Source organism: Mesorhizobium sp. WSM4308 (assembly GCF_002294905.1).
GTDB lineage: Bacteria > Pseudomonadota > Alphaproteobacteria > Rhizobiales > Rhizobiaceae > Mesorhizobium.
On record NZ_NSFW01000001.1, the window covers coordinates 568,167 to 586,761 of the forward strand.

At 65.6% G+C, this 18,595-nt stretch carries 20 protein-coding genes; 3 read left to right on the forward strand and 17 right to left on the reverse strand.

Annotated features, from left to right (window positions below):
* Both CK227_RS02675 and gspG read left to right on the forward strand, forming a co-directional pair.
* On the forward strand, positions 1-495 hold the full coding sequence (locus CK227_RS02675) for an A24 family peptidase (protein ID WP_095771384.1): 495 nt from the start codon (positions 1-3) through the stop codon (positions 493-495).
* Positions 495-965 carry a type II secretion system major pseudopilin GspG gene (gspG, locus tag CK227_RS02680; protein WP_179296365.1) on the forward strand — a complete coding sequence of 157 codons (471 nt, stop codon included), beginning with the start codon at positions 495-497 and terminating at the stop codon, positions 963-965. Before CK227_RS02675 ends, gspG begins: the two co-directional genes overlap by 1 nt.
* A 21-nt stretch (positions 966-986) precedes the next feature.
* On the opposite strand, the gene CK227_RS02685 is transcribed toward gspG, so the two are convergent.
* From CK227_RS02685 to CK227_RS02735, 11 genes are all read right to left on the reverse strand, one after another.
* Positions 987-1,706, reverse strand: a complete 720-nt coding sequence (locus tag CK227_RS02685) for a general secretion pathway protein GspJ (protein ID WP_245433471.1) — start codon at positions 1,704-1,706, stop codon at positions 987-989.
* Positions 1,703-2,077, reverse strand: a complete 375-nt coding sequence (locus CK227_RS02690; RefSeq protein ID WP_179296366.1) for a prepilin-type N-terminal cleavage/methylation domain-containing protein — start codon at positions 2,075-2,077, stop codon at positions 1,703-1,705. Before CK227_RS02690 ends, CK227_RS02685 begins: the two co-directional genes overlap by 4 nt.
* On the reverse strand, positions 2,059-2,532 hold the full coding sequence (locus tag CK227_RS02695; RefSeq protein ID WP_095771385.1) for a GspH/FimT family pseudopilin: 474 nt from the start codon (positions 2,530-2,532) through the stop codon (positions 2,059-2,061). The genes CK227_RS02690 and CK227_RS02695 overlap by 19 nt, the downstream gene beginning before the upstream one ends.
* Complete coding sequence (locus CK227_RS02700) at positions 2,529-3,746, reverse strand: type II secretion system F family protein (RefSeq protein ID WP_095771386.1); 1,218 nt, start codon at positions 3,744-3,746, stop codon at positions 2,529-2,531. Before CK227_RS02700 ends, CK227_RS02695 begins: the two co-directional genes overlap by 4 nt.
* Entirely contained in the window at positions 3,746-5,389 is a 1,644-nt protein-coding gene (locus tag CK227_RS02705) for a GspE/PulE family protein (RefSeq protein WP_095771387.1), read from the reverse strand. Before CK227_RS02705 ends, CK227_RS02700 begins: the two co-directional genes overlap by 1 nt.
* Positions 5,386-6,312, reverse strand: coding sequence for a hypothetical protein (locus tag CK227_RS02710; RefSeq protein ID WP_095771388.1), 927 nt, complete (start codon positions 6,310-6,312; stop codon positions 5,386-5,388). The genes CK227_RS02705 and CK227_RS02710 overlap by 4 nt, the downstream gene beginning before the upstream one ends.
* Positions 6,309-6,866: a hypothetical protein gene (locus CK227_RS02715; protein WP_095771389.1), complete on the reverse strand. Its 558-nt coding sequence runs from the start codon at positions 6,864-6,866 to the stop codon at positions 6,309-6,311. The genes CK227_RS02710 and CK227_RS02715 overlap by 4 nt, the downstream gene beginning before the upstream one ends.
* A complete protein-coding gene (gspM, locus tag CK227_RS02720) occupies positions 6,863-7,456 on the reverse strand; it encodes a type II secretion system protein GspM (RefSeq protein WP_095771390.1) in 594 nt (197 codons plus the stop codon). Before gspM ends, CK227_RS02715 begins: the two co-directional genes overlap by 4 nt.
* A 2-nt stretch (positions 7,457-7,458) precedes the next feature.
* Entirely contained in the window at positions 7,459-8,412 is a 954-nt protein-coding gene (locus CK227_RS02725) for a PilN domain-containing protein (protein ID WP_245318053.1), read from the reverse strand.
* A 311-nt stretch (positions 8,413-8,723) separates the two neighbouring features.
* Positions 8,724-9,851, reverse strand: coding sequence for a serine hydrolase domain-containing protein (locus CK227_RS02730; RefSeq protein WP_095771391.1), 1,128 nt, complete (start codon positions 9,849-9,851; stop codon positions 8,724-8,726).
* Positions 9,852-9,951: 100 nt separating this feature from the next.
* Positions 9,952-10,992, reverse strand: coding sequence for a proline racemase family protein (locus CK227_RS02735; RefSeq protein ID WP_095771392.1), 1,041 nt, complete (start codon positions 10,990-10,992; stop codon positions 9,952-9,954).
* Between the two features lie 108 nt (positions 10,993-11,100).
* Between CK227_RS02735 and CK227_RS02740 the strand changes: the two genes are divergently transcribed.
* On the forward strand, positions 11,101-12,063 hold the full coding sequence (locus tag CK227_RS02740; protein ID WP_095771393.1) for a dihydrodipicolinate synthase family protein: 963 nt from the start codon (positions 11,101-11,103) through the stop codon (positions 12,061-12,063).
* A 74-nt stretch (positions 12,064-12,137) separates the two neighbouring features.
* On the opposite strand, the gene CK227_RS02745 is transcribed toward CK227_RS02740, so the two are convergent.
* The 6 genes from CK227_RS02745 to CK227_RS02770 are packed head-to-tail and all read right to left on the reverse strand — an operon-like array spanning position 12,138 to position 18,582.
* On the reverse strand, positions 12,138-12,884 hold the full coding sequence (locus CK227_RS02745; protein WP_095771394.1) for an SDR family NAD(P)-dependent oxidoreductase: 747 nt from the start codon (positions 12,882-12,884) through the stop codon (positions 12,138-12,140).
* A gap of 38 nt (positions 12,885-12,922) precedes the next feature.
* Complete coding sequence (locus tag CK227_RS02750) at positions 12,923-14,101, reverse strand: alanine--glyoxylate aminotransferase family protein (protein WP_095771476.1); 1,179 nt, start codon at positions 14,099-14,101, stop codon at positions 12,923-12,925.
* Positions 14,102-14,126: 25 nt separating this feature from the next.
* A complete protein-coding gene (locus CK227_RS02755) occupies positions 14,127-14,933 on the reverse strand; it encodes a 4-pyridoxolactonase (RefSeq protein ID WP_095771395.1) in 807 nt (268 codons plus the stop codon).
* A 47-nt stretch (positions 14,934-14,980) separates the two neighbouring features.
* Complete coding sequence (locus tag CK227_RS02760; protein WP_095771396.1) at positions 14,981-15,916, reverse strand: ABC transporter permease; 936 nt, start codon at positions 15,914-15,916, stop codon at positions 14,981-14,983.
* Between the two features lie 3 nt (positions 15,917-15,919).
* Positions 15,920-17,017: an ABC transporter permease gene (locus tag CK227_RS02765; protein ID WP_095771397.1), complete on the reverse strand. Its 1,098-nt coding sequence runs from the start codon at positions 17,015-17,017 to the stop codon at positions 15,920-15,922.
* Positions 17,014-18,582 carry an ABC transporter ATP-binding protein gene (locus CK227_RS02770; RefSeq protein WP_095771398.1) on the reverse strand — a complete coding sequence of 523 codons (1,569 nt, stop codon included), beginning with the start codon at positions 18,580-18,582 and terminating at the stop codon, positions 17,014-17,016. Before CK227_RS02770 ends, CK227_RS02765 begins: the two co-directional genes overlap by 4 nt.
* Positions 18,583-18,595 lie beyond the last annotated feature (13 nt).

Consider the following 18,595-nt stretch of genomic DNA (forward strand, 5'->3'; position numbering starts at 1 on the left):
ATGGCTACGCACCCCTCTCTCGTGCTTGCCGCCACGGTCGCCCTGGCGGCCGTTCTCGCCGCCATTTCGATCACCGATTTCCGCCGGCAGATCATTCCGGACGGGCTCAACCTGGCGCTCGCCGGCATCGGCCTTTCTTATCAGCTGGCGGCGGACGCCGAGGGGGTGCCGGTGCAGATCCTCTTCGCCGCCGCGACTTTCGCCGCTGCCTGGCTGCTGCGGCGCGGCCATTTCCTGATGACCGGCCGGATCGGCCTCGGCCTCGGCGACGTCAAGATGCTGGCGGCCGCTTCATGCTGGATCAGTCCGCTGCTGTTGCCGGTGCTGCTGTTCATCGCCAGCGCCAGCGCTTTGCTGTTCGTCGGCGGACAGGTGGTCGCGACAGGGCCGGCGGCGGCGCGGGCCCGCGTCGCCTTCGGTCCGTTCATCGCCATCGGCCTCGGCGCAAGCTGGGCGCTGGAGCAATTTGCAGGTCTAGACATGGGACTGCTCTGATGATGCGCTTTCTTCAACCCTCCGAAAACCTTCAATCCTCCGAAGCAAAAGGCCGTGCTCGCGACGATCGCGAAAGCGGCTTCACCCTGGTCGAGCTTCTGGTCGTGCTCGCCATCATCGCGCTGATCGCCACGCTGGCGGCGCCACAGGTGCTGCGCTATCTCGGCGCGGCCAGGACCAATGCGGCCAAGGCGCAGATCCGCAACATCGAAAGCGCGCTCGAACTCTACTATGTCGACAATGCGAAATACCCGAGCGACGAAGAGGGGCTCAACGCCCTGGTCGCGCAGCCGGCCGGTGAAACGCACTGGAACGGGCCTTATCTCAAGGGAAGTACCGGCCTTAAGGATCCATGGGGCAGGCCCTACTCCTACGAAGTGAAGGCCGATGCCAGCGGCGTGGTCATTCGCAGCCTTGGCAAGGATGGCAAGCCCGACGGAACCGGCGAGGACCAGGATGTCACTAACTGAGGGCGGCCGGTGAGAGCGCGCTCAATTCGTGCGAGGGGGGCCGGCCAGATCGAGGCGGGCAAACCCTCGCGATGAATAGGCCGCGCCATCGCGTACCACCGAAAGGGTGAAGCGCACGGCGGCGGGCAGTCGCCGCGGCGCATTCCAGCCCGGCAGCCATGATGGCGGCGCCAGCGCGTTGTCGAGATATTCGAATTTCATGGCACTCACGCCGCCGATCAGCCGCACCGGTTCGCCGGGCACCGCTGCGCCGGGTTTGCCGCCGCGCCGCGTTTTCTGGACGATGGCCAGGGCGGGTCCCGTCTGGCCTCCGTCGCCAAGCGACACGGTAATCTCGCGCAATGCGGAGGATTTGAAACCGATCGCCTGAACGGCATTGAACTCGATCCGGGCAGCATCGCCGCTGAGATAGAGCACCTGGTCCGGCGACGATTTCGACAGGGGCAAAGGCTCGGCATGGCTGATCGCCGTTTCGAGGAACCGCGATGCGGCATCGGCCTCCATCTGGAACTCGGTTGCCTTTTCGATGCGCATCATCGTTCGGGCCTGGCCGAGAAAGACCATCATCAGCGATGTGATGACGCCGATCAGCGCCAGCCCGACCAACACATCGATGAGCGCAAAACCCGCCACCGGTGCAGAGGGTTGCGGATGCGCATCGACGCCCAATGAAGCAGCACGCGCAAGATGACGGCGAACGGCGCGGGCCTTCGTCCGAGTGCGGGAGAGCGGCCAACTCATGGCGCGGCCGGGCCTTGCGCCGGCACAAAGGTCAGAAACGACCCGCTTGGAAACGCGCCGCCCGGCTTCTCGATGAGAACAGCGGTCACCTTCGCTTTCGCGACGTCTATCGTGCGGGTCTTCAGGGTCCAGCCGGGTTGCGCCGCGGTTTGTGCCCGGGCCTCGTAGTCGGCCAGCATCATGCGAACCGTTCTGGCGGCTTCGACCTGGCGCTTGGCCGCGGCAATGCTGCGGCTGGCCAGCACGATCGACTGGCTGGCGATGCCCAGCACGAGCGCCAGGATCGTCATGGCGACGATCATCTCCAGGATCGAGAATCCATCTTCGGATGACGGTTGGGGCAATGACCCGGTCACGGCAGGGTTCGCCATGTCGGAAGCCCTGTCAGCCAGTTGACCGCGATGCGCGCGGTCCGGCCTTTTTGCTGCAGCGTGATGTCCATGCCGGAAGCGCGGCCGTCGGGAAGGAAGGTCAGCACCGTCTGCCGGTCGGCGACGACAGTCTCCCGGCCGGTGATGACGGTCATTTTGACATCGTCCGGCAAGGCCAGACTGTCTCGTTCGCCGAAACGGATGAGACGGCTACCCAGATCGACAAGGACCTGCTTCGGCCGGGCGGTGGCGATGGCCGATGTGCGCGACAGGCGCAGCCGCATGGTGATGTCGCCGGCCACCGTCTCCAGGCTCCTGGTGCGATAGTGGCTGACCAGCCCCGGTGCGGCGATGGCCGCGACAAGCGCCATGATCGCCAGCACCACCAGCATCTCGACCAGGGTGAATCCTGCTGTTGCATCCGCCGGTGCGTTGGCTCCGGAAGCCGCGGTCATTGCAGCGCCAGATCGTTGATGCTGAGGATCGTCGTCATCACCGAAATGACCAGGCTGCCGACGAGAAAACCGAGCGAAATCGTCAGCGCCGGCGTCAACAGCTTCAGCACGGTGTCGATCCGCCGCGTCAGCGTCAGCTGAAGCATCCTGGCGGCGCGATCCAGCACCACGGGAAGCGCATTGGCCTCTTCGCCAAGGGAGACCAGCGACATTGTCGCGTGATCGAAAATCCCTGCCTTGACGATCGCGCCGTGCAGGCGGGCGCCATTGGCGACATTGTCTTCGATCGATGCAAAGCTTGCCGCCAGCGAACTCTGCCTGGAAACATTGGCGGCAAGGCCAAGCGCCTCGGTCATCGCCACGCCATTGCCGAGCAGCAGCGCAAGCGTTTCGAGATAGCGCGCGATCACGGCGTCCCTGACCAGCGCGCCGATCAGCGGGATCTTCAACAGCCAGCGCGAAAGCTGTCTTCTGGCGCCGGCGGAACGGGACAGCAGGAGATAACAAAGCAGGCCAAGCATCGCAGCCAGCGGGAAAATGAAGGGGTAGTCGCGGAACACCGTGCCGAAGGCGGAAAGCATGGTCATGGTGAACGGCTTGGGGGCCGATGAGCCCTCGAAGATCGGCTCCAGCGCCGGCACCAGGATCGTTGCCAGAATGACCAGCGCGCCGCTCATGACCAGGAGCAGGAAGGCCGGATAGGCGAGCGCCTCGATGATCGCGGCGCGGCGCTTGGCCGTCGCCTCGAACGTGTCCGCCAGCCGGTGGCAGATAAAGGCCATCTTGCCGCTGCGCTCGCCGCTGGCAAGCAAGGCGGCAACGTCCGGGGTGATGCCCGGCAGAGCGGCAAAGGCTTCGGCGATCGGCCGGCCGCCGGTCGTCAGGTCGAGCACCGATTGCAGTTGCTGGCGCCGCTGCCGGTTGGCTTCGCCGGAAATGACCGCGCCCAGGGCGCGGTCGACCGTGAAACCGGCGTTCAGCAACACCGCAAGCTCGGAAAACAGTCGGCTGAGGTCGACCCTGCGGGTCAGCGTCAGCGCGCTGCGCCCCGGCAGGCGAAGCTGCGGCCTTTCGCTGTTCACCGGCGCAAGATGGTAGGAGCGGCGGCCCTGCTGCGCCAATTTGCGGGCGGCGTCCTGTTTGGTCGACGCATCGAGAACGCCGGCCTCCGTCGAGCCGTCGGCCAGGTAGGCGCGATAGGCGAAGGCCGGCATCAGTCACCGCCCGCGAGATCGATGACACGGCGCACCTCGTCCATGGTGGTGACCTGCGATCGGGCAAGCGCGGTTGCGTGGACCGACATCGGCACGAGGTCGTCCTCGGCGGCAATGCGGCCGATCTCCATTTCGCCGGCGCCCTGATCGATAAGCTCGGCGATGCGCGGCGACACCTGCAGCATTTCATAGGTCACCGTACGGCCGCTGTAGCCGGAGCCGTTGCAGGTGCGGCAGGCCGGTCCGGTCTGCTCCGCGCCCCGGCAGGTCGGGCAGATACGGCGCAACAGCCGCTGCGCGATGACGCCGCGGATCGTCGCGCCGAGCAGATAGCCGTCGATGCCCATGTCGCGCAGGCGCGTCAGCGCGCCTGCGGCACTGTTGGTGTGCAGTGTCGAGAACACGAGATGGCCGGTCAAGGCCGCCTGGACCGCGACCTGCGCCGTTTCGCGATCACGAATCTCCCCGAGCAGGATGATGTCGGGATCCTGGCGCAGGATCGAGCGCAAGGCAGCGGCGAAGTCGAGGTCGATCGCGGGATTGACCTGCAACTGGGTGATGCCGGCCATGCGGTACTCGACCGGATCCTCAACGGTGAAAATCTTGACGTCCGGCCGCGAACGCTCGGCCAGGATCGAATAGAGCGTCGTCGTCTTGCCGCTGCCGGTCGGCCCGGTGATCAGCACGATGCCATTGGCCGCTTGCGACATGTTGCGGATCTTGGCCTGCGCGGCACCATCGAAGCCAAGCTTCTCCAGCTTCAGTTCGACGCCGGCGCGATCGAGAATGCGCAGTACGATGGCCTCGCCGTGAATGGACGGAATGACCGAGACGCGCAGGTCGACGTCGCGGCCGCGCACGGCAATACGCATGCGCCCGTCCTGCGGCAGGCGCCGTTCGGCGATGTTGAGCCGCGACAGGATCTTGATGCGGGTGGAGATGCCGGACAGCATCGCGATCGACGCGGTGTCGACGGTGGACAGCATGCCGTCATGCCTGAAGCGGATGCGGACATGGTCCTCGAGCGGCTCGATGTGGATGTCGGTGGCTCTCGCGTCGACCGCCTTGTGGATGGTCTCGGCGACGAAGCGCACGATCGGCGCCTCACGGGCAAAATCCTTCAAGCGCTCGAGGTCGTCAGGGCCGAAATCCAGGATTTCACCGTTGCTGCCGCCATTCGAAACGGCAGCCAGCGCTGATTGCTCGATGCGGTCGATGCATTCGGCGATCAGGCGCCTTGGCAAGATGCGCAGCGCCAGGGTCCGCTCATAGTGGAAGGCCAATGCATCGATGGTGGCCGAGGAGAAAGGATCCGCCACGGCGACGACAAGCCGTTCGGCGTCCATCTGCAGCGGCAGGATGGCGTTTTCCCGGAGATAGGCCAGCGGCACGCTTGCCAGCATTTCGGGGCTGACCTGTTCGGGGATCTCGACCGGCATCGGTGCGTCGAGGTAGCGGCTGAGGCTGCTGGCAAGCTCCTGCTCGCCGATCAGCCCAAGTTCCGTCATCACCGTATCGAACGGATGTCCCGAAGTTCGCGATGCCCCCAAGGCGCGTTGGGCGGCATGCGCGGTCAGCACTTTCTCGCCCTCGAGAAAGGCGAGAAACGCTTCGATCTCCTTCGTCTGGACGGCAGCGTTCATGAGCTCCACCCCCGCAGGATCTGCGCCGTCTCATTGCCGAAAAGCACCTCGCAGCCGGCGGTGCCGGCGACTGGCGGCAATGCGCCGGCTTCGGCGGCCGGGCTCCGGGAGACGCGCGAGAATGCCGCGCCCGTCGGAGATTTTTCGATGATGAACCCGGCCTCGCCCGCGATGCCGGAGCCGTCCCGCCTCACCACCACTTCGACCGTATAGGCGGACGCATCGGCCACCGCCTGAACGACCGAAGCACTGGAGCCACCGGCAAGGGCGGCGCGCAGACGGTCTGGCGCGCGGTCGGCGCTGATCGTGCCACGCTTCGAGTTGACCGTGAAAACGCCATTCAAGGTCCGCAGGGGTATCGACGACAGTGCCGAAAACTCCTGCAGTTCGGATACGGATTCGAACGGCGCCTGCTTGTCCTCGGGCGGCCCGACGGCGCTTCTCGACCGCGGCAGGTCGGCGAACAGCTTGGCGTTGTCGCGAAACCGGAGCGCGGCCTTGGCCAGTTCGGTCGACGCCCGCTGCTCGAAGCCGAGCGCCGCGAAGCCAAGCTCCAGCAGGCGGTCATCCGCGGCATTGAGATCGATCAGCCCGCCATGATCCTGGACGCGCACGGCGAAACTGAACCCCGCCGACCGGCATGATGCCGGCGTGGAATCCAGCGGAAACTGTTGCCGGCCGGAGGTGCCGGTCAACATGCTCGCGACCACATTGCCGAGGCCTTCGGCCAGCAGCGACAGGCGCTCCTGTTCGACCTCGCTGTTGGCGATCATCAACCGTGTTTTGGCCGTCACGGCAAAGGGGACGACGATCGCCGAGACGATCAGCATGAACACCAGCACGGCAACCAGCGAGAAGCCGCTGCGGGCGCTTTCATCCCGCGAGTTGGTGCCCGCCCTGTCATGGGGAGCGCGGTCGCTCATAGTTGCGGTTCGCTCGGGAGTGACGGCGGCGCATTCTTCCATGGCGGATAAAGCGGGATGCGCGCCAGCTTGCCATCCCGCTCCAGCACGGCCTGATCCTTGTCGATCGCCGACACCCTCCAGCCGTCAACAGTGTCGCCACTGCCATACCAGACCGCGGCTTCGCTGCCGGCGACGCGCAGCAGCGCCTTCGCGGCGCTGCCGTGAATGCTGATGCCCAGCAGCGATGGGGCGACGGCCGGTGGGGCTTCGGGTGGTGGTGGCGCCGGCGCCGGCTCGACCGGCGCAACGGCAACCTCCACCGGAGGCGGCGCGACCGGCGGGGGCACGAATTTCCGGCGTGTCGGCGTGAACAGCGGGCGCTGGAACGTCTCGCTGAAATCGCCGGCTTCGGGAAATTGCAGCGATCCCGCCACCGAGGTTGGGCCGCCATCGTGCCCCTTGCCGGAGGCCACAGGTGTGATGTCGACAGGCGTATCGTAGAGCGCGACATTGACCAAAGCGAGGGCCGCGATCACCGCCGCAATCGCCAGGCCGGTGAATTTCCCGGTCATGGCTTGACCCCGGCGGGTGCCATCTGCGTTTGCAAAGGCCCGTAAAACAGGATCTCGGCGAAAAGCTCGGGGTCGCCGGTCCGTCCCGCCGCCGGCCTGACATCGGTGGTCCGCAAAGTGGCTTCGCGGATGAACAGCACCGGCAGCGAGGTCTCGATGGCGAGAATGGCGTTGTGGATGCCTTCCAGCGGCCCCGAAAGGTTGGCCCGCAGCCCGATGAAATCGACGCCGGCTTCGCTGAGCACCGGTGCATTGCCGGCGGACAGCACGCTGACCCCATTGGCGGCGGCAATCGCGTTCAGCCGGGTCTGTAGCCCGCCGCGGATGATCGCCTCGCTGCCGCCGGTGAGAAATTCGGGATTGGCCGCGGCTTCCGGACTGGCGGCGCTGTCGAGGCGCTTTGCCAGGGCGGCCACGCTCTGCAGCTGGCCGAGAAGCTCGCGCTTTTCCTCGATCCCAGCCTGTGCGGAGGCGACGCTGTCGAACGCCGCGAACACCAGCCAGGCAAGCACACAGGCCGTGACCGCGGCGATCGCCAGCGCAATCAGGCGGCGGATCGTCGGCCTCGTGTTGAGGATGGCGGAGAGCATCGTCAGAGCGCCCCGATCTTGGCCGAAATGGTGAAGTGCTCGCCGTCCTGACCGGGAACCTTCACCACCGGCGAGGCGAATTCGGGCGCCGAAAACAGTGGCGAGGCGTCGATCGGCTGGATCAGCTCGGCGGCCGAGGTGGAAAAACCTGATATGGTCAGGTCGTCGCCCTTGGCCGAGAGATCGGTCAGCCAGGCCGTGTCGGGCAGCAGATGCGTCAGCTCGGCCCATACGCGCACCAGCGATGCCGTCGTCTTCTTTTCCAGGCGGATCTTTTCGATCCGCTCAATGCCGGCCTGGCGCTTCTGCAGCGAGGTGCGCGCCGCCTTGGCCAGCACCTGCGCATCGGCGATCTGCGTATCCAGTTCAGCCTCGGCCTGCCAGGCGCGCCAATGCGCATGCACGAAGGTCACCAACACGGCCCCGGCCAGCACCGAAAGGGCCGCAATCCAGGCGGTCCTGGCACGCCGGTCACGCGCCGTCGGCGGCCAGATGGCGGCGAGGCTCAGCGGATCGGCGCGCAGCGTGCCGGCCGGGTGCGACAGCGACAGGCAGCGAACGCACCCGCCGGCGCGGCGGACCGCGTCCAGCACGGCGGCAAGCGTCTTGGCCTTGACGACGTGGTAGACGCTGTCCTGCGCCGCCGTCGCGGCGAAGACGACATGCACCTGCGCCGGGTCGATCGGCGTCGAAGCCATAAGGTCGAGTTCGGCCATGTCGCGTGCCTGCCGAACCGGCAACCGCCGCGCCGCGAGATGGCGGGGCAGGAACAGGCCTGGCTGGATGCTGATATCGAAGCTCGGCCGCCTGCGCCGAGACCCGCCTTGGAGCAGTGCCAGTATCTCGTCGGAGGAAGCCGTCAGCGTCAGCGGGATCGACTGGAACTCCGGCGCCTTGGCCTCGCGCACACGAATGCCGTCATCCGCCAGGCTGACGATCCAGTCGGCGGCGGACACTTGCTCTTTCCTGGGAACAACCCGCGTCCAGACCTCTCGCAGCTCATCGAGCCACCAGTCGAAAAAGTCCAGAAATTGCGCGTTGAATGTCGCCACAATCAACCACCCGCCGCCCCGGCTGATTCTCAGCCGGGGTTTCAGGCCGAGACTACTACAGATGGTGGCGTGATGCGGATATTTGCGAAGGCGCAGGAGAGGGATTAGCCACAGCTTTTGTTGGAACGCCGGGGGATAGCGAGGGAGCTATGTGTCTTCCATCGGAAGGATGGGCCTACAATCCCGAACGACCCGGCTGGCTCTCAGCCATTCAGTCAGAGCGAGTTGTATACGGCTTCGATCAACATCTTGCGGCGCGGGTCCATGTCGTCAAAACCCAGCATGCGGTTGGTGACGTAGCCGAAACCGACGCCGGCACCGGGATCGGCAAAGCCGATGGCGCCGCCCCAGCCGGTGTGGCCGAACGTTTGCGGCGACGCACGGCCGCCATAGACCGGATCTTCCATCTGATAGCCGGCGGCGAAGGCGGTGGGTGCGGCGAAGCTTTCGTCCGTGCCGCGAACACGCTGACGCGCCGCCGCTTCGATTGCCGCGCGGCCGATCAGTGGATGGCCCTCCCAGACGCCACCGGCTGCCATCATGCCGTAAATACGCGCCAGTGCGTGCGCCGTCGACTGGCCATTGCCGCCCGGCACCTCGGCGGCGCGCCAGACGCGGTCGTTGGGGGCCAATGCACGGGGCGCCGGATTGTCGGCTGCGTGGGGAAAGGGCGAGGCGCGGACAAAGTCGACCCAGTCCGAGGCACCGGGGCCTTCGATCATCTCGGCGACCCTGGAATCCTCACCGGCCGGCAGACCGACATGAAAATCGGCTCCGAGCGGGCCCGCGATCTCTTCGCCGATGAAGCGGCCGATGCTTCGTCCGTCGACGCGTCGCAGCACTTCGCCAGCAAGATGACCGTAGGTAAGCGCGTGATAGATGCAGCGGCTGCCGGGCTCCCAGAGCGGCGGCATGGCCGCAAGCGCGTCGACAAAGGGCGTCCAGGCGAACATACCCGCCTCGTCCATCGGCACGGCAAGACCATTCAACCCCGCCTGGTGCGACATCACCTGGTCGAGCGTGATGCGCTCCTTGCCGCCGGCCGCGAATTCCGACCAGTAACGGGCAATGGGTGCGGCATAGTCCAGCCTGCCGCGCTCCACCAACATTGCAATCGCCAGCGCCACGACGCCCTTGGTGCAGGACCAGACATTGATCAGCGTATCCTGCCGCCACGGGCGGGTTCGCGCGGCATCGGCATGACCGCCCCACAGGTCAACGACAGTCTTGCCGTGGACGACGACGGATACGCCACCGCCATGTTCCAGCCCCTCGACGAAACACTCGGCAAACGCCGCGCGCACGGCACCAAAGCGCGGATCGCAGATACCATCCATGTTCATGCGTGAATTCTCACCAGGTACTGATATGACGGGCATGCCGCCGTTGAGGCCATTCTGGCTTGGCGAGAACCCGCCAGTCCAGTGAATTGCCGGCTTCGGCCTACTGCTTCACCGAGGTGGAGGTGCCCCAGGTATCCGACAGCACGTAGCCTTGGGGATAGGGATCGGTCGGATCGAGATAGTAGCTGTGCTCGCCTGTAATCCAGGCCCGGCCGGTGATCTCCGGAACGATGGCCTTGCGCCCAGCAATTTCCGTCAGCTCCACGATCCTGCCGGTGAAGCGCGAGCCGATGATCGATTCGTGGATCAACACGTCGCCAACGCCCATCATGCCGCGCGCCTGCAGCACGGCCATGCGGGCCGACGTACCCGTTCCGGTCGGGCTGCGGTCGGAGCGGCCCGGCGAGACAATGCAGGTGTTGCGCGTGACATTGCCCGGCCCCTGGAACGGCATGGCGAACTGGACGATCGACACACCGCGCACATGGTCGAATTGCGGATGCACGACATCGAGCTGCCCGCGCGCGGCCCGCCTGATCTTCTCGCCGGCCACCGCCAGTTCGCGCGCCTCGTCGGGGGCGACCGAGAAGCCGAGCGCCTTGGCATCGACGATGGCGTAGAACATGCCGCCATAGGCGATGTCGACGATGAGCGTGCCCAGCCCCTCGACCTCGATGGCAGCGTCGAGACGTTCGGCAAAGGCGGGTGCGTTGCGCAACGTGATCGAGACGCATTTGCCGTCGCGGCATTGCGCGCGCACCTCGATGACGCCACCCGGCATGTCGAGCTTGAAGCGCGTCTCGGGCTCCTGCATCGGCACCATGCCGGTCTCGAGCAGCACCGTGGCGACGCAGATCGTGTTGGATCCGGACATCGGCGGATATTCTGTCGGCTCCATGATGATGGCGCCGGCGGCGCAATCCTCGCGCGTCGACGGAACGAGCAGGTTGACGTGGCGCGCGACGCTGCCGCGCGGCTCGCAGATCAGCATGCGCCTGATATGGTCATGATCGCGCTCCATCGTGATCATCTTGTCCATCATCGTGCGGCCAGCCGGCGGCAGGACACCGCCGATGATGACGTCGCCGACTTCACCTTCGGCATGACAGCCGACGACACGAATGCTGGTTTTGCTGCGCATTGCTGTTCCTGCGTTGGTCCCTGGCGGCCACGACTATTTTGCTTGGCAAGCCGTGCCGCTTCGGGACAAACTGATCAATCCGCGTGCAAGCCTCAAGGAGAATCCGAAATGACCTCTAATGTTTTTTCCGGCTGCATGCCGGCGTTGATGACCCCATGCACGCAGGACCGCCAGCCCGACTTCGACGCGCTGGTGCGCAAGGGACGAGAGCTGATCGCGGCCGGCATGTCGGCTGTGGTCTATTGCGGCTCGATGGGCGACTGGCCGCTCCTGACCGACGAGCAGCGCATGGAAGGCGTCGAGCGCCTGGCGAAGGCCGGCGTGCCGGTGATCGTCGGCACCGGCGCGGTCAACACCGCCAAGGCCGTCGCGCATGCGGCGCACGCCCAGAAGGTCGGCGCCCGGGGCCTGATGGTGATCCCGCGTGTCTTGTCGCGCGGGCCCTCGGTGACGGCGCAGCGCCATCACTTCAAGGCAATTCTTGCCGCCGCGCCCGACCTGCCGGCGGTCATCTACAACAGCCCCTATTACGGCTTTGCCACACGTGCGGACCTGTTCTTCGCCCTGCGCGCCGAACATCCGAACCTGGTCGGCTTCAAGGAGTTCGGCGGCCCGTCGGATCTGCGCTACGCGGCGGAAAACATCACCAGCCGCGACGATGAGGTCACGCTGATGATCGGCGTCGACACAGCGGTCTTCCACGGTTTCGTCAATTGCGGCGCGTCCGGCGCCATCACCGGCATCGGCAACGTCCTGCCAAAGGAAGTGCTGCACCTTGTGGGCTTGAGCCAGGCGGCAGCCAAGGGCGACGCCGAGGCCCGCCAGCGCGCGCTGGAACTGGACGCCGCGCTCGCCGTGCTGTCCTCCTTCGACGAAGGCCCAGACCTGGTGCTCTATTTCAAGCACATGATGGTGCTGAAGGGTAATCCCGAGTACCTGCTGCACTTCAACGACACGGATGCCCTGACCGACAGCCAGCGCGGCTATGCCGAAGCGCAGCTCAAACTGTTCGACAGCTGGTATGCCCAATGGTCGAGGCAACCCGGTGTGATTGCAAGGTCCGCCGCCTGAGCCTGGCAGATGCGACGGGCGGCCATGGTTACGGCCGCCGGTTGCATCGCGGGGCTGAGCAGCCGCTGTCTGACTTAGTGCCTGACCATCCCGGCGTCGACATTCAGCGTCTGGCCGGTGATCCAGCGCGCATCGTCGGAGGCCAGGAACGAAACCACATCGGCGATATGTTCCGGCTGCCCCTTGCCCTTCATCGCCTGCAGCATTTCGACAAAGCCGAACGCCTCGTTGTGCGGGCTCGCCTTGACGCCATCGCTCTCGATCAGGCCGGGCGTCACCGCATTCGCGGTGATGTTGTATTTGCCGAGTTCGGTGGCCAGCGCCCGGGTGAAACCGATCACGCCGCCCTTGGCCGCGACATAGGCCGCCATGTTCGGTGTGCCGGCAAAGAAGGTGTTGGAAGCGATGCTGATCACCCGCCCGGCCTTGCCTGCCGCGCGCATCTGGTCCGTGCCGGCGCGGGTGACGATGAAGGTCCCCGTGAGATTGACGTCGATGATCTTGCGCCAATGGTCGAGATCGACGTCGTCCCAGGCGACGAACGGCACGATACTGGCATTGTTGACCAGGATATCGATCCCTCCGGTCAGAGCCTGGATTTCGGCGAAGAGTGCCTTGACCGAGGCCGGATCGGAAATGTCGGAGGCGATCGCCCTCGCCTTCCCGCCGATCGACGCGGCGGCAGCCTTGGCGCCTTCGGCGTTGATGTCGCTGAGGATGACGGTTGCCCCGTCGGCGGCAAGCCGCGCGGCGATCGCCTTGCCGATACCCTGTGCGGCGCCGGTAACCAGGGCCGTCTTTCCCGCAAGCCGTTCAGTCATGAAAATGCTCCCTCAATCCGTGATCTGGTGATGTCTGTTCAGGCGTCGGCGTCGACAACGGCCAGCGCCGCTTCGATGCCTTTTCCGATTGCGAGTTTCTGGCCGGCGGCATTCATGGCGCCGCCAAGTGCCGTCAGCGCCGCGATCGCATAGATCGGCTGGGCGGTCGGCCCCATATGGCCGATGCGCGTCAGCTTCCCCAATGTCTCGCCGCGGCCCGACGAAAACACCACGCCGTAGCGGGCGCGCGCGGCCTGGCGAAGCGCCTTCTCGTCGACACCGTCGGGGGTGCGAACGGCGGTAGTCGTTGGCGACGCGATGCTGTCGCTGGCGGCCCAGATCGCCAGGCCCATCGCGGTGACGCCCGCGCGCATGGCCCTGGCGGTGAGCGCGTGGCGCGCCCACACCGCCTCCGGTCCCTCATTGAGGTAGAGATCGAGCGCGACATCGAGCCCGTTGATCTCCGAGACCGACGGCGTGAACGGAAACGGCTTGTCCCTCGACCAGGCGTTTTCCCAATCGACGATGCTGAGCATCGATGCGCGCGGCGCCAGGGGATTGGCCTTCATCTTGGCCCAGGCCCGCTCGCTGACGCCCATCATGGTGAGGCCGGGAGGAGCGCCCAGGCATTTGTTGGGGCCGGTGACATAGATATCGGCCTTGCAGTCTTCTGGATGCGTCTTCATGCCGCCAAAGGACGAGACCGCGTCGACGATGAGATAACCGCCATGCGCCGAAACCAGCTCACCGATGGCGTCGATCGGATTGATGGTGCCGGACGGGGTGTCGTGATGACAGACCGAGACGATGGTGATTTCCGGATGCGCCTTGAGCATGCCGGCGACCGCCTGCGGGTCGATCGCCTCATTGTAGGGCACCTCGATCTCGAGCAGATGCGGCGAGTACCGTTTCGCCCAAAAGCCGAAGCCCTTGCCGTAGACGCCCGAGGCAAGGTTGAGCACGACGTCATCAGGCGCGATCAGTGACGCCGCCGCCGCCTCGAGGCCGAGCACCGGTTCGCCATGCAGGATGACCGGCTTGTTCGACAGCCGCATCGCCTTCTGCGCCTTGTCGACCACACGCTCGTAGAAGAGCTGGAACGCAGGATCGTAATCATAAAGCACCGTGCGGCCGAGGCCGCGCAGCACTTCTGGATAGGCGTTCACCGGCCCCGCGGTCAGGGTGATGACCGGATCGGCGTGTTCGGGATAGGGCATCATCTTGTCTCCGGATTGGCGGCGGTCAGCCGTAGAATTGCGTGCCGGTCCTGTAGGTCTTGAAGTTGTCCATGTCGTGCGAGTACATCAGCTCGGCGCCATGGTCCTCGGCGAGCTTCTTCACCTTGCGCATCGAATTGACTCCCGCCACCGGGTCGATGTGGAAGGCCGCCTGGCACAGCGTCTCCAGGCTCTTCTGGGTGTAGGCGGCGTCGATGGTGAATAGGATCGGCTTGCGCTTGGGGAACTCGACCAGCAGACTGTAGTGGCCGATCGAATGGCCTGGTGTCGAGATCAGCTTGACGCCCTTGGCGAGATCGACGTCGCCGTCGATGCCCTCGAAGGTCGAGTTGGCGCGCGTCGTGCCTTCCAGCAGTTGCGCGGTCGCGCCACGCGCTTCGGCGGCCTCCGCCGAGAAGCTCAGGTCGGAATAGCCAAGATGTTCGAAAGGCTGCGGATTGCACGCCTGCGGCACTTCCGAGCGATGGCAGATCTTCTTGGCATGCGGAAAATACTTGTTGCCGCCGCAATGGTCGAAATGGAAATGCGAGTTGACGACGACGTCGATGTCCTTGGGTTCGAGCCCGAGCAGCGCAAGCGCGCCAGGAATGGTCTGGTGCTTTTCCTGGATCGGCTTCTCGAAGGGCAGCACCTTCATGACGTGATCGTAGTCGTAGCCGGTGTCGATGAGGAACCGGCCCTCGGCATGCTCAATCAGGATCGAATAGACGGGGAAGCGCACTTCGCCGCCCGGGCCGCGATTCCAGAACACGTGATAGCCGTCGAGAACGAGCGAGCCGCCGTCGAGCAGGTAGACCTTGGTATCCGACATTCTTGCCTCCTGTTTGGCGCGGGTCCCTTCCGCGCATCTGATTGTGGTCAGCGCGCGCCGCGCTCGTATGGAATGCCTAGTGCCGCCGGAAGGCTGGCACGCCGGCCGAACAACACCAGCATGATCATCACCGCCAGGAACGGCAGCATCTGGATGACGTCGGTCGGTATGTTGATGCCGGCCACCTGCATGGCCGTCGTCAGCGACAGGCAGACGCCGAACAGCAGGGCGCCGAACAGCACCCAGACCGGGCGGCCGCGCGCCAGCATGGCCAGCACGATGCCGAGAAAGCCGGCGCCATTGGTGATGAACGGAATGAACAGGCCGGCCCCGACATTGGCGAGATAGGCGCCGCCGAGCCCGGCCAGCGCGCCGGTCGTCAGCACCGCGATCGTCCGGGTCCTGATGACGTCGATACCGGCGACATCGAGTGCTGCCGGCTTGTCGCCGGCCGCCTGCAGATTGAGGCCGAGCTGCGTGCGCCGATAGAGATAGCCCATGCCGAACACCAGCGCGACCGCCAGATAGACGATCAGATGGTGTTTGAAGAAGGCCGGCCCGACGACAGGAATATCCGACAACAGCGGAATGACGGTAGCGTCCGCCGCCGGCAGGCGGGGATAGCTGCGCGAGAATTGGAAATGATGAAGCAGTGCCGTCAGGCCTTCTAGACCGAGCGTCAGCGCGATGCCGATGACGATCTGGTTCAGCCCGATGCGCACGCACAGCAGCACCATGATCAGCGCCACCGCGACGCCGCCGGCGGCACCTGTAAGGAAGCCCAGCCACAACGACCCGGAATAGAAGGCGCCGACGAAGCCGAGATAGGCGCCGGCCAGCATCATGCCTTCGATACCGATGTTGAGCACGCCGGCTTTTTCCGACATCTGCTCGCCGAGGCCGGCCAGCAGCAGCGGGATCGCCGCGGTGACGGCGCCGAACAGCAGCGCACTGAGAAAGACTTCGCTGAAGAGCCCGGTCATGCCCTAAGCCTTTCTCGACTGGTTGTAGCGATGGTCGACATATTCGGCGAGCGCCAGCACGATCAGCACGATGGAGACCAGCACCAGCGTGAAATGATTGGGCACACCGAGCCGCCGGGCCGCACTCTCGCCGCCGATCGACAGCACCGAGAGCAGGAACACGAAACCGATGGCGGCAAAGCCGTTCATGCGGGCGAGGAACACGGCCGGAATGACCGCCAGCCCGTAGGCGGGATTCCAGTCGGCGCGGACGTTACCCTGGACGCCGATGATGTCGACGGCGCCGGCAAGGCCGGCCAGCCCGGCCGAAATGGCGAAAACAGTGACGGTCAGGCCAGACACGCCGAGCCCCGCATGGACCGCGGCGCGCGGATTGGCGCCGACGATCCGGAGCTTCAGCCCGAACGCCGTGCGCGTCATCGCCAGATGCACGATGATGATCGCCGCCAGGCCGAGCAGCAGGCCGCTGGTGATGGTCGTTTCGAACAGGCGCGGCAGCCGGTCTTCCACCGGCAGCGTACGTGTCTGCGGCACGGTCGTGCTGGGATCGCGAAACACCAGTTTGACCAGAACATTGGCGAGCGAGGTGCCCAGGAACGTCATCATCAGCGTGGTGATGATCTCGTTGACGCCCTGATAGGCACGCAGCAGAGCCGGCACCAGCGACCAGATCATCGCCACCGCCATGGCGATGAGGAAAGAAAAGGTCTGCGCCAGCCAGGACGGCATGATCTGAACGAGTACGGGCGCGCTGGCCGCCGCCGTCACCGCGCCAAGCAGGAACTGGCCGTCGCCGCCGAGATTCCACATGCCCGCGCGAAAGGCGACGATCAGGCCGGCGGCAAGAAACAGCAACGGCGCCATCCGGGTCAGCGTTTGCTGGATGCCGAGCGGGGAGAACAGTCCTTTCTCCAGCACGAAGCCGTAATAGGCGAGCGGGTCGACGCCGACGGCAAGCAGGATGCAGCCGGCTATGACGAGAGCGATGAGGATCGGGCCGAGCGTCATCAGCAGCCGATGCAGGATGTCGCGACGCGTCGCCGCCGCGCTCGTGGCATCGAGCGCGGCGGCACTGGTGGTGGGGGCGGTGTCGATGCTCATGCGGCAAGTCCGATCATCAGGCGGCCGATCCTGGTGCGGGCATCGTCCGTGTTCTCGACCGTGCCGACGATCGCTCCGTTGGCGATGACGGCGACGCGGTCGCACATGCTGAGCAACTCCTCGAGGTCGGTGGAGATGAGCAGCACGGCAAGGCCGCGGGCCGCCGTATCGCGGATGCGTTGGCGCGACGCCAATGTGTTGGCGAGATCGAGCCCATAGGTCGGCTTGTTGAAGATCACCACCTTGGCGCCTTCGGCCAGTTCGCGTGCCAGAAGCACCTTCTGGATGTTGCCGCCGGACAGCCGGGCGACCGGCGTCTTCAGGCTTGGCGTGCGCACGTCGTATTCGCGCACGAGCTGGGCGGCGCGCTCGTCGATTTCGCCACGCTGCTCGACGCCGTGGCGCCAGAACGGCGCAGCGCCGACCTGTTTGAGGAAGAAGTTGATCGAAACCGGGAAGGTGCCGACAGTGCCTTCGCCGAGCCGGTCGTCGGTCAGATAACGCAGTCCGCGCCGACGGCGTTCGCCGACGCTCAGCGCCTCGATGGCGATGCCCTCCAGCCGCACCGAACCGCCGGTCGCCGCGCGCTGGCCGGCCAGCGCTTCGGCCAGCTGCTTCTGCCCGTTGCCGTCGATGCCGGCGATGCCCAGGATCTCGCCCGGGCGGATGTCGAAGGAGATCGACGACAGGCCGGGCGCATTGTCGGTCGGCGCGACCGCCAGATCCGCGACCTGAAGCAGCGGCGCCGCTTCGGCCCGCACTGTACGGACCGGACGCTCGACAGCTTCCGGATCGTCCTTCTGCTTGCCGAACATCAGTTCCACGATCTCCGAGATGATCGCCTGTTCGCCCAGCGCGCGAAACCGCTCGGGTGGGATCTCGCCGACCTTGCGGCCGAGCTTCAGCACCGAGATGCGGTCGCCGAAGGCCGCCGCCTCCTTGAGCTTGTGGGTGATGAAGACGATGGCCAGGCCCTGCTCGACGAGGCGACGCATCAGCGCGCCAAGTTCGTCGATGCCTTTCGGCGTCAGCATGGAGGTGGACTCGTCGAGGATCAGCAGCCGGCTGTTGCGCACCATGGCGCGCAGGATTTCGACCTGCTGCTGCTCGCCAAGCGAAAGCTCCGACACCTTGGCATGCAGCTTCACCGTGATGCCGAGACTGCGGGTGATCTCGGCGACGCGCGCTTCGAGCTCCTCGGTCCTGGGGCGTTGCCACCAGGGTCCGCCAAGCAACAGGTTTTCCGCCACCGTCAGCGTCGGCACCAGCATCATGTGCTGGAAGACAGTACCGATGCCCAGCGCCAGCGCATGGCGCGGCGATGTGATCGGCGTTGGCTTGCCGTCGACCAGTATGCGCCCTTCGTCCGGCTGCTGCAGGCCCGACAGCATGCCGATCAAAGTGGATTTTCCCGCGCCGTTCTCGCCGAGCAGCACATGCACCTCGCCGGGACGGATCGACAGGTCGACGCTGTCATTGGCAACAATGCCGGGAAACCGCTTGGTCACGCCTTCAAGCGCGACGATGTCGCGCCCGACAACGGACGATGAAGAAGAACCGCTCATGAAAGCCCTGCAC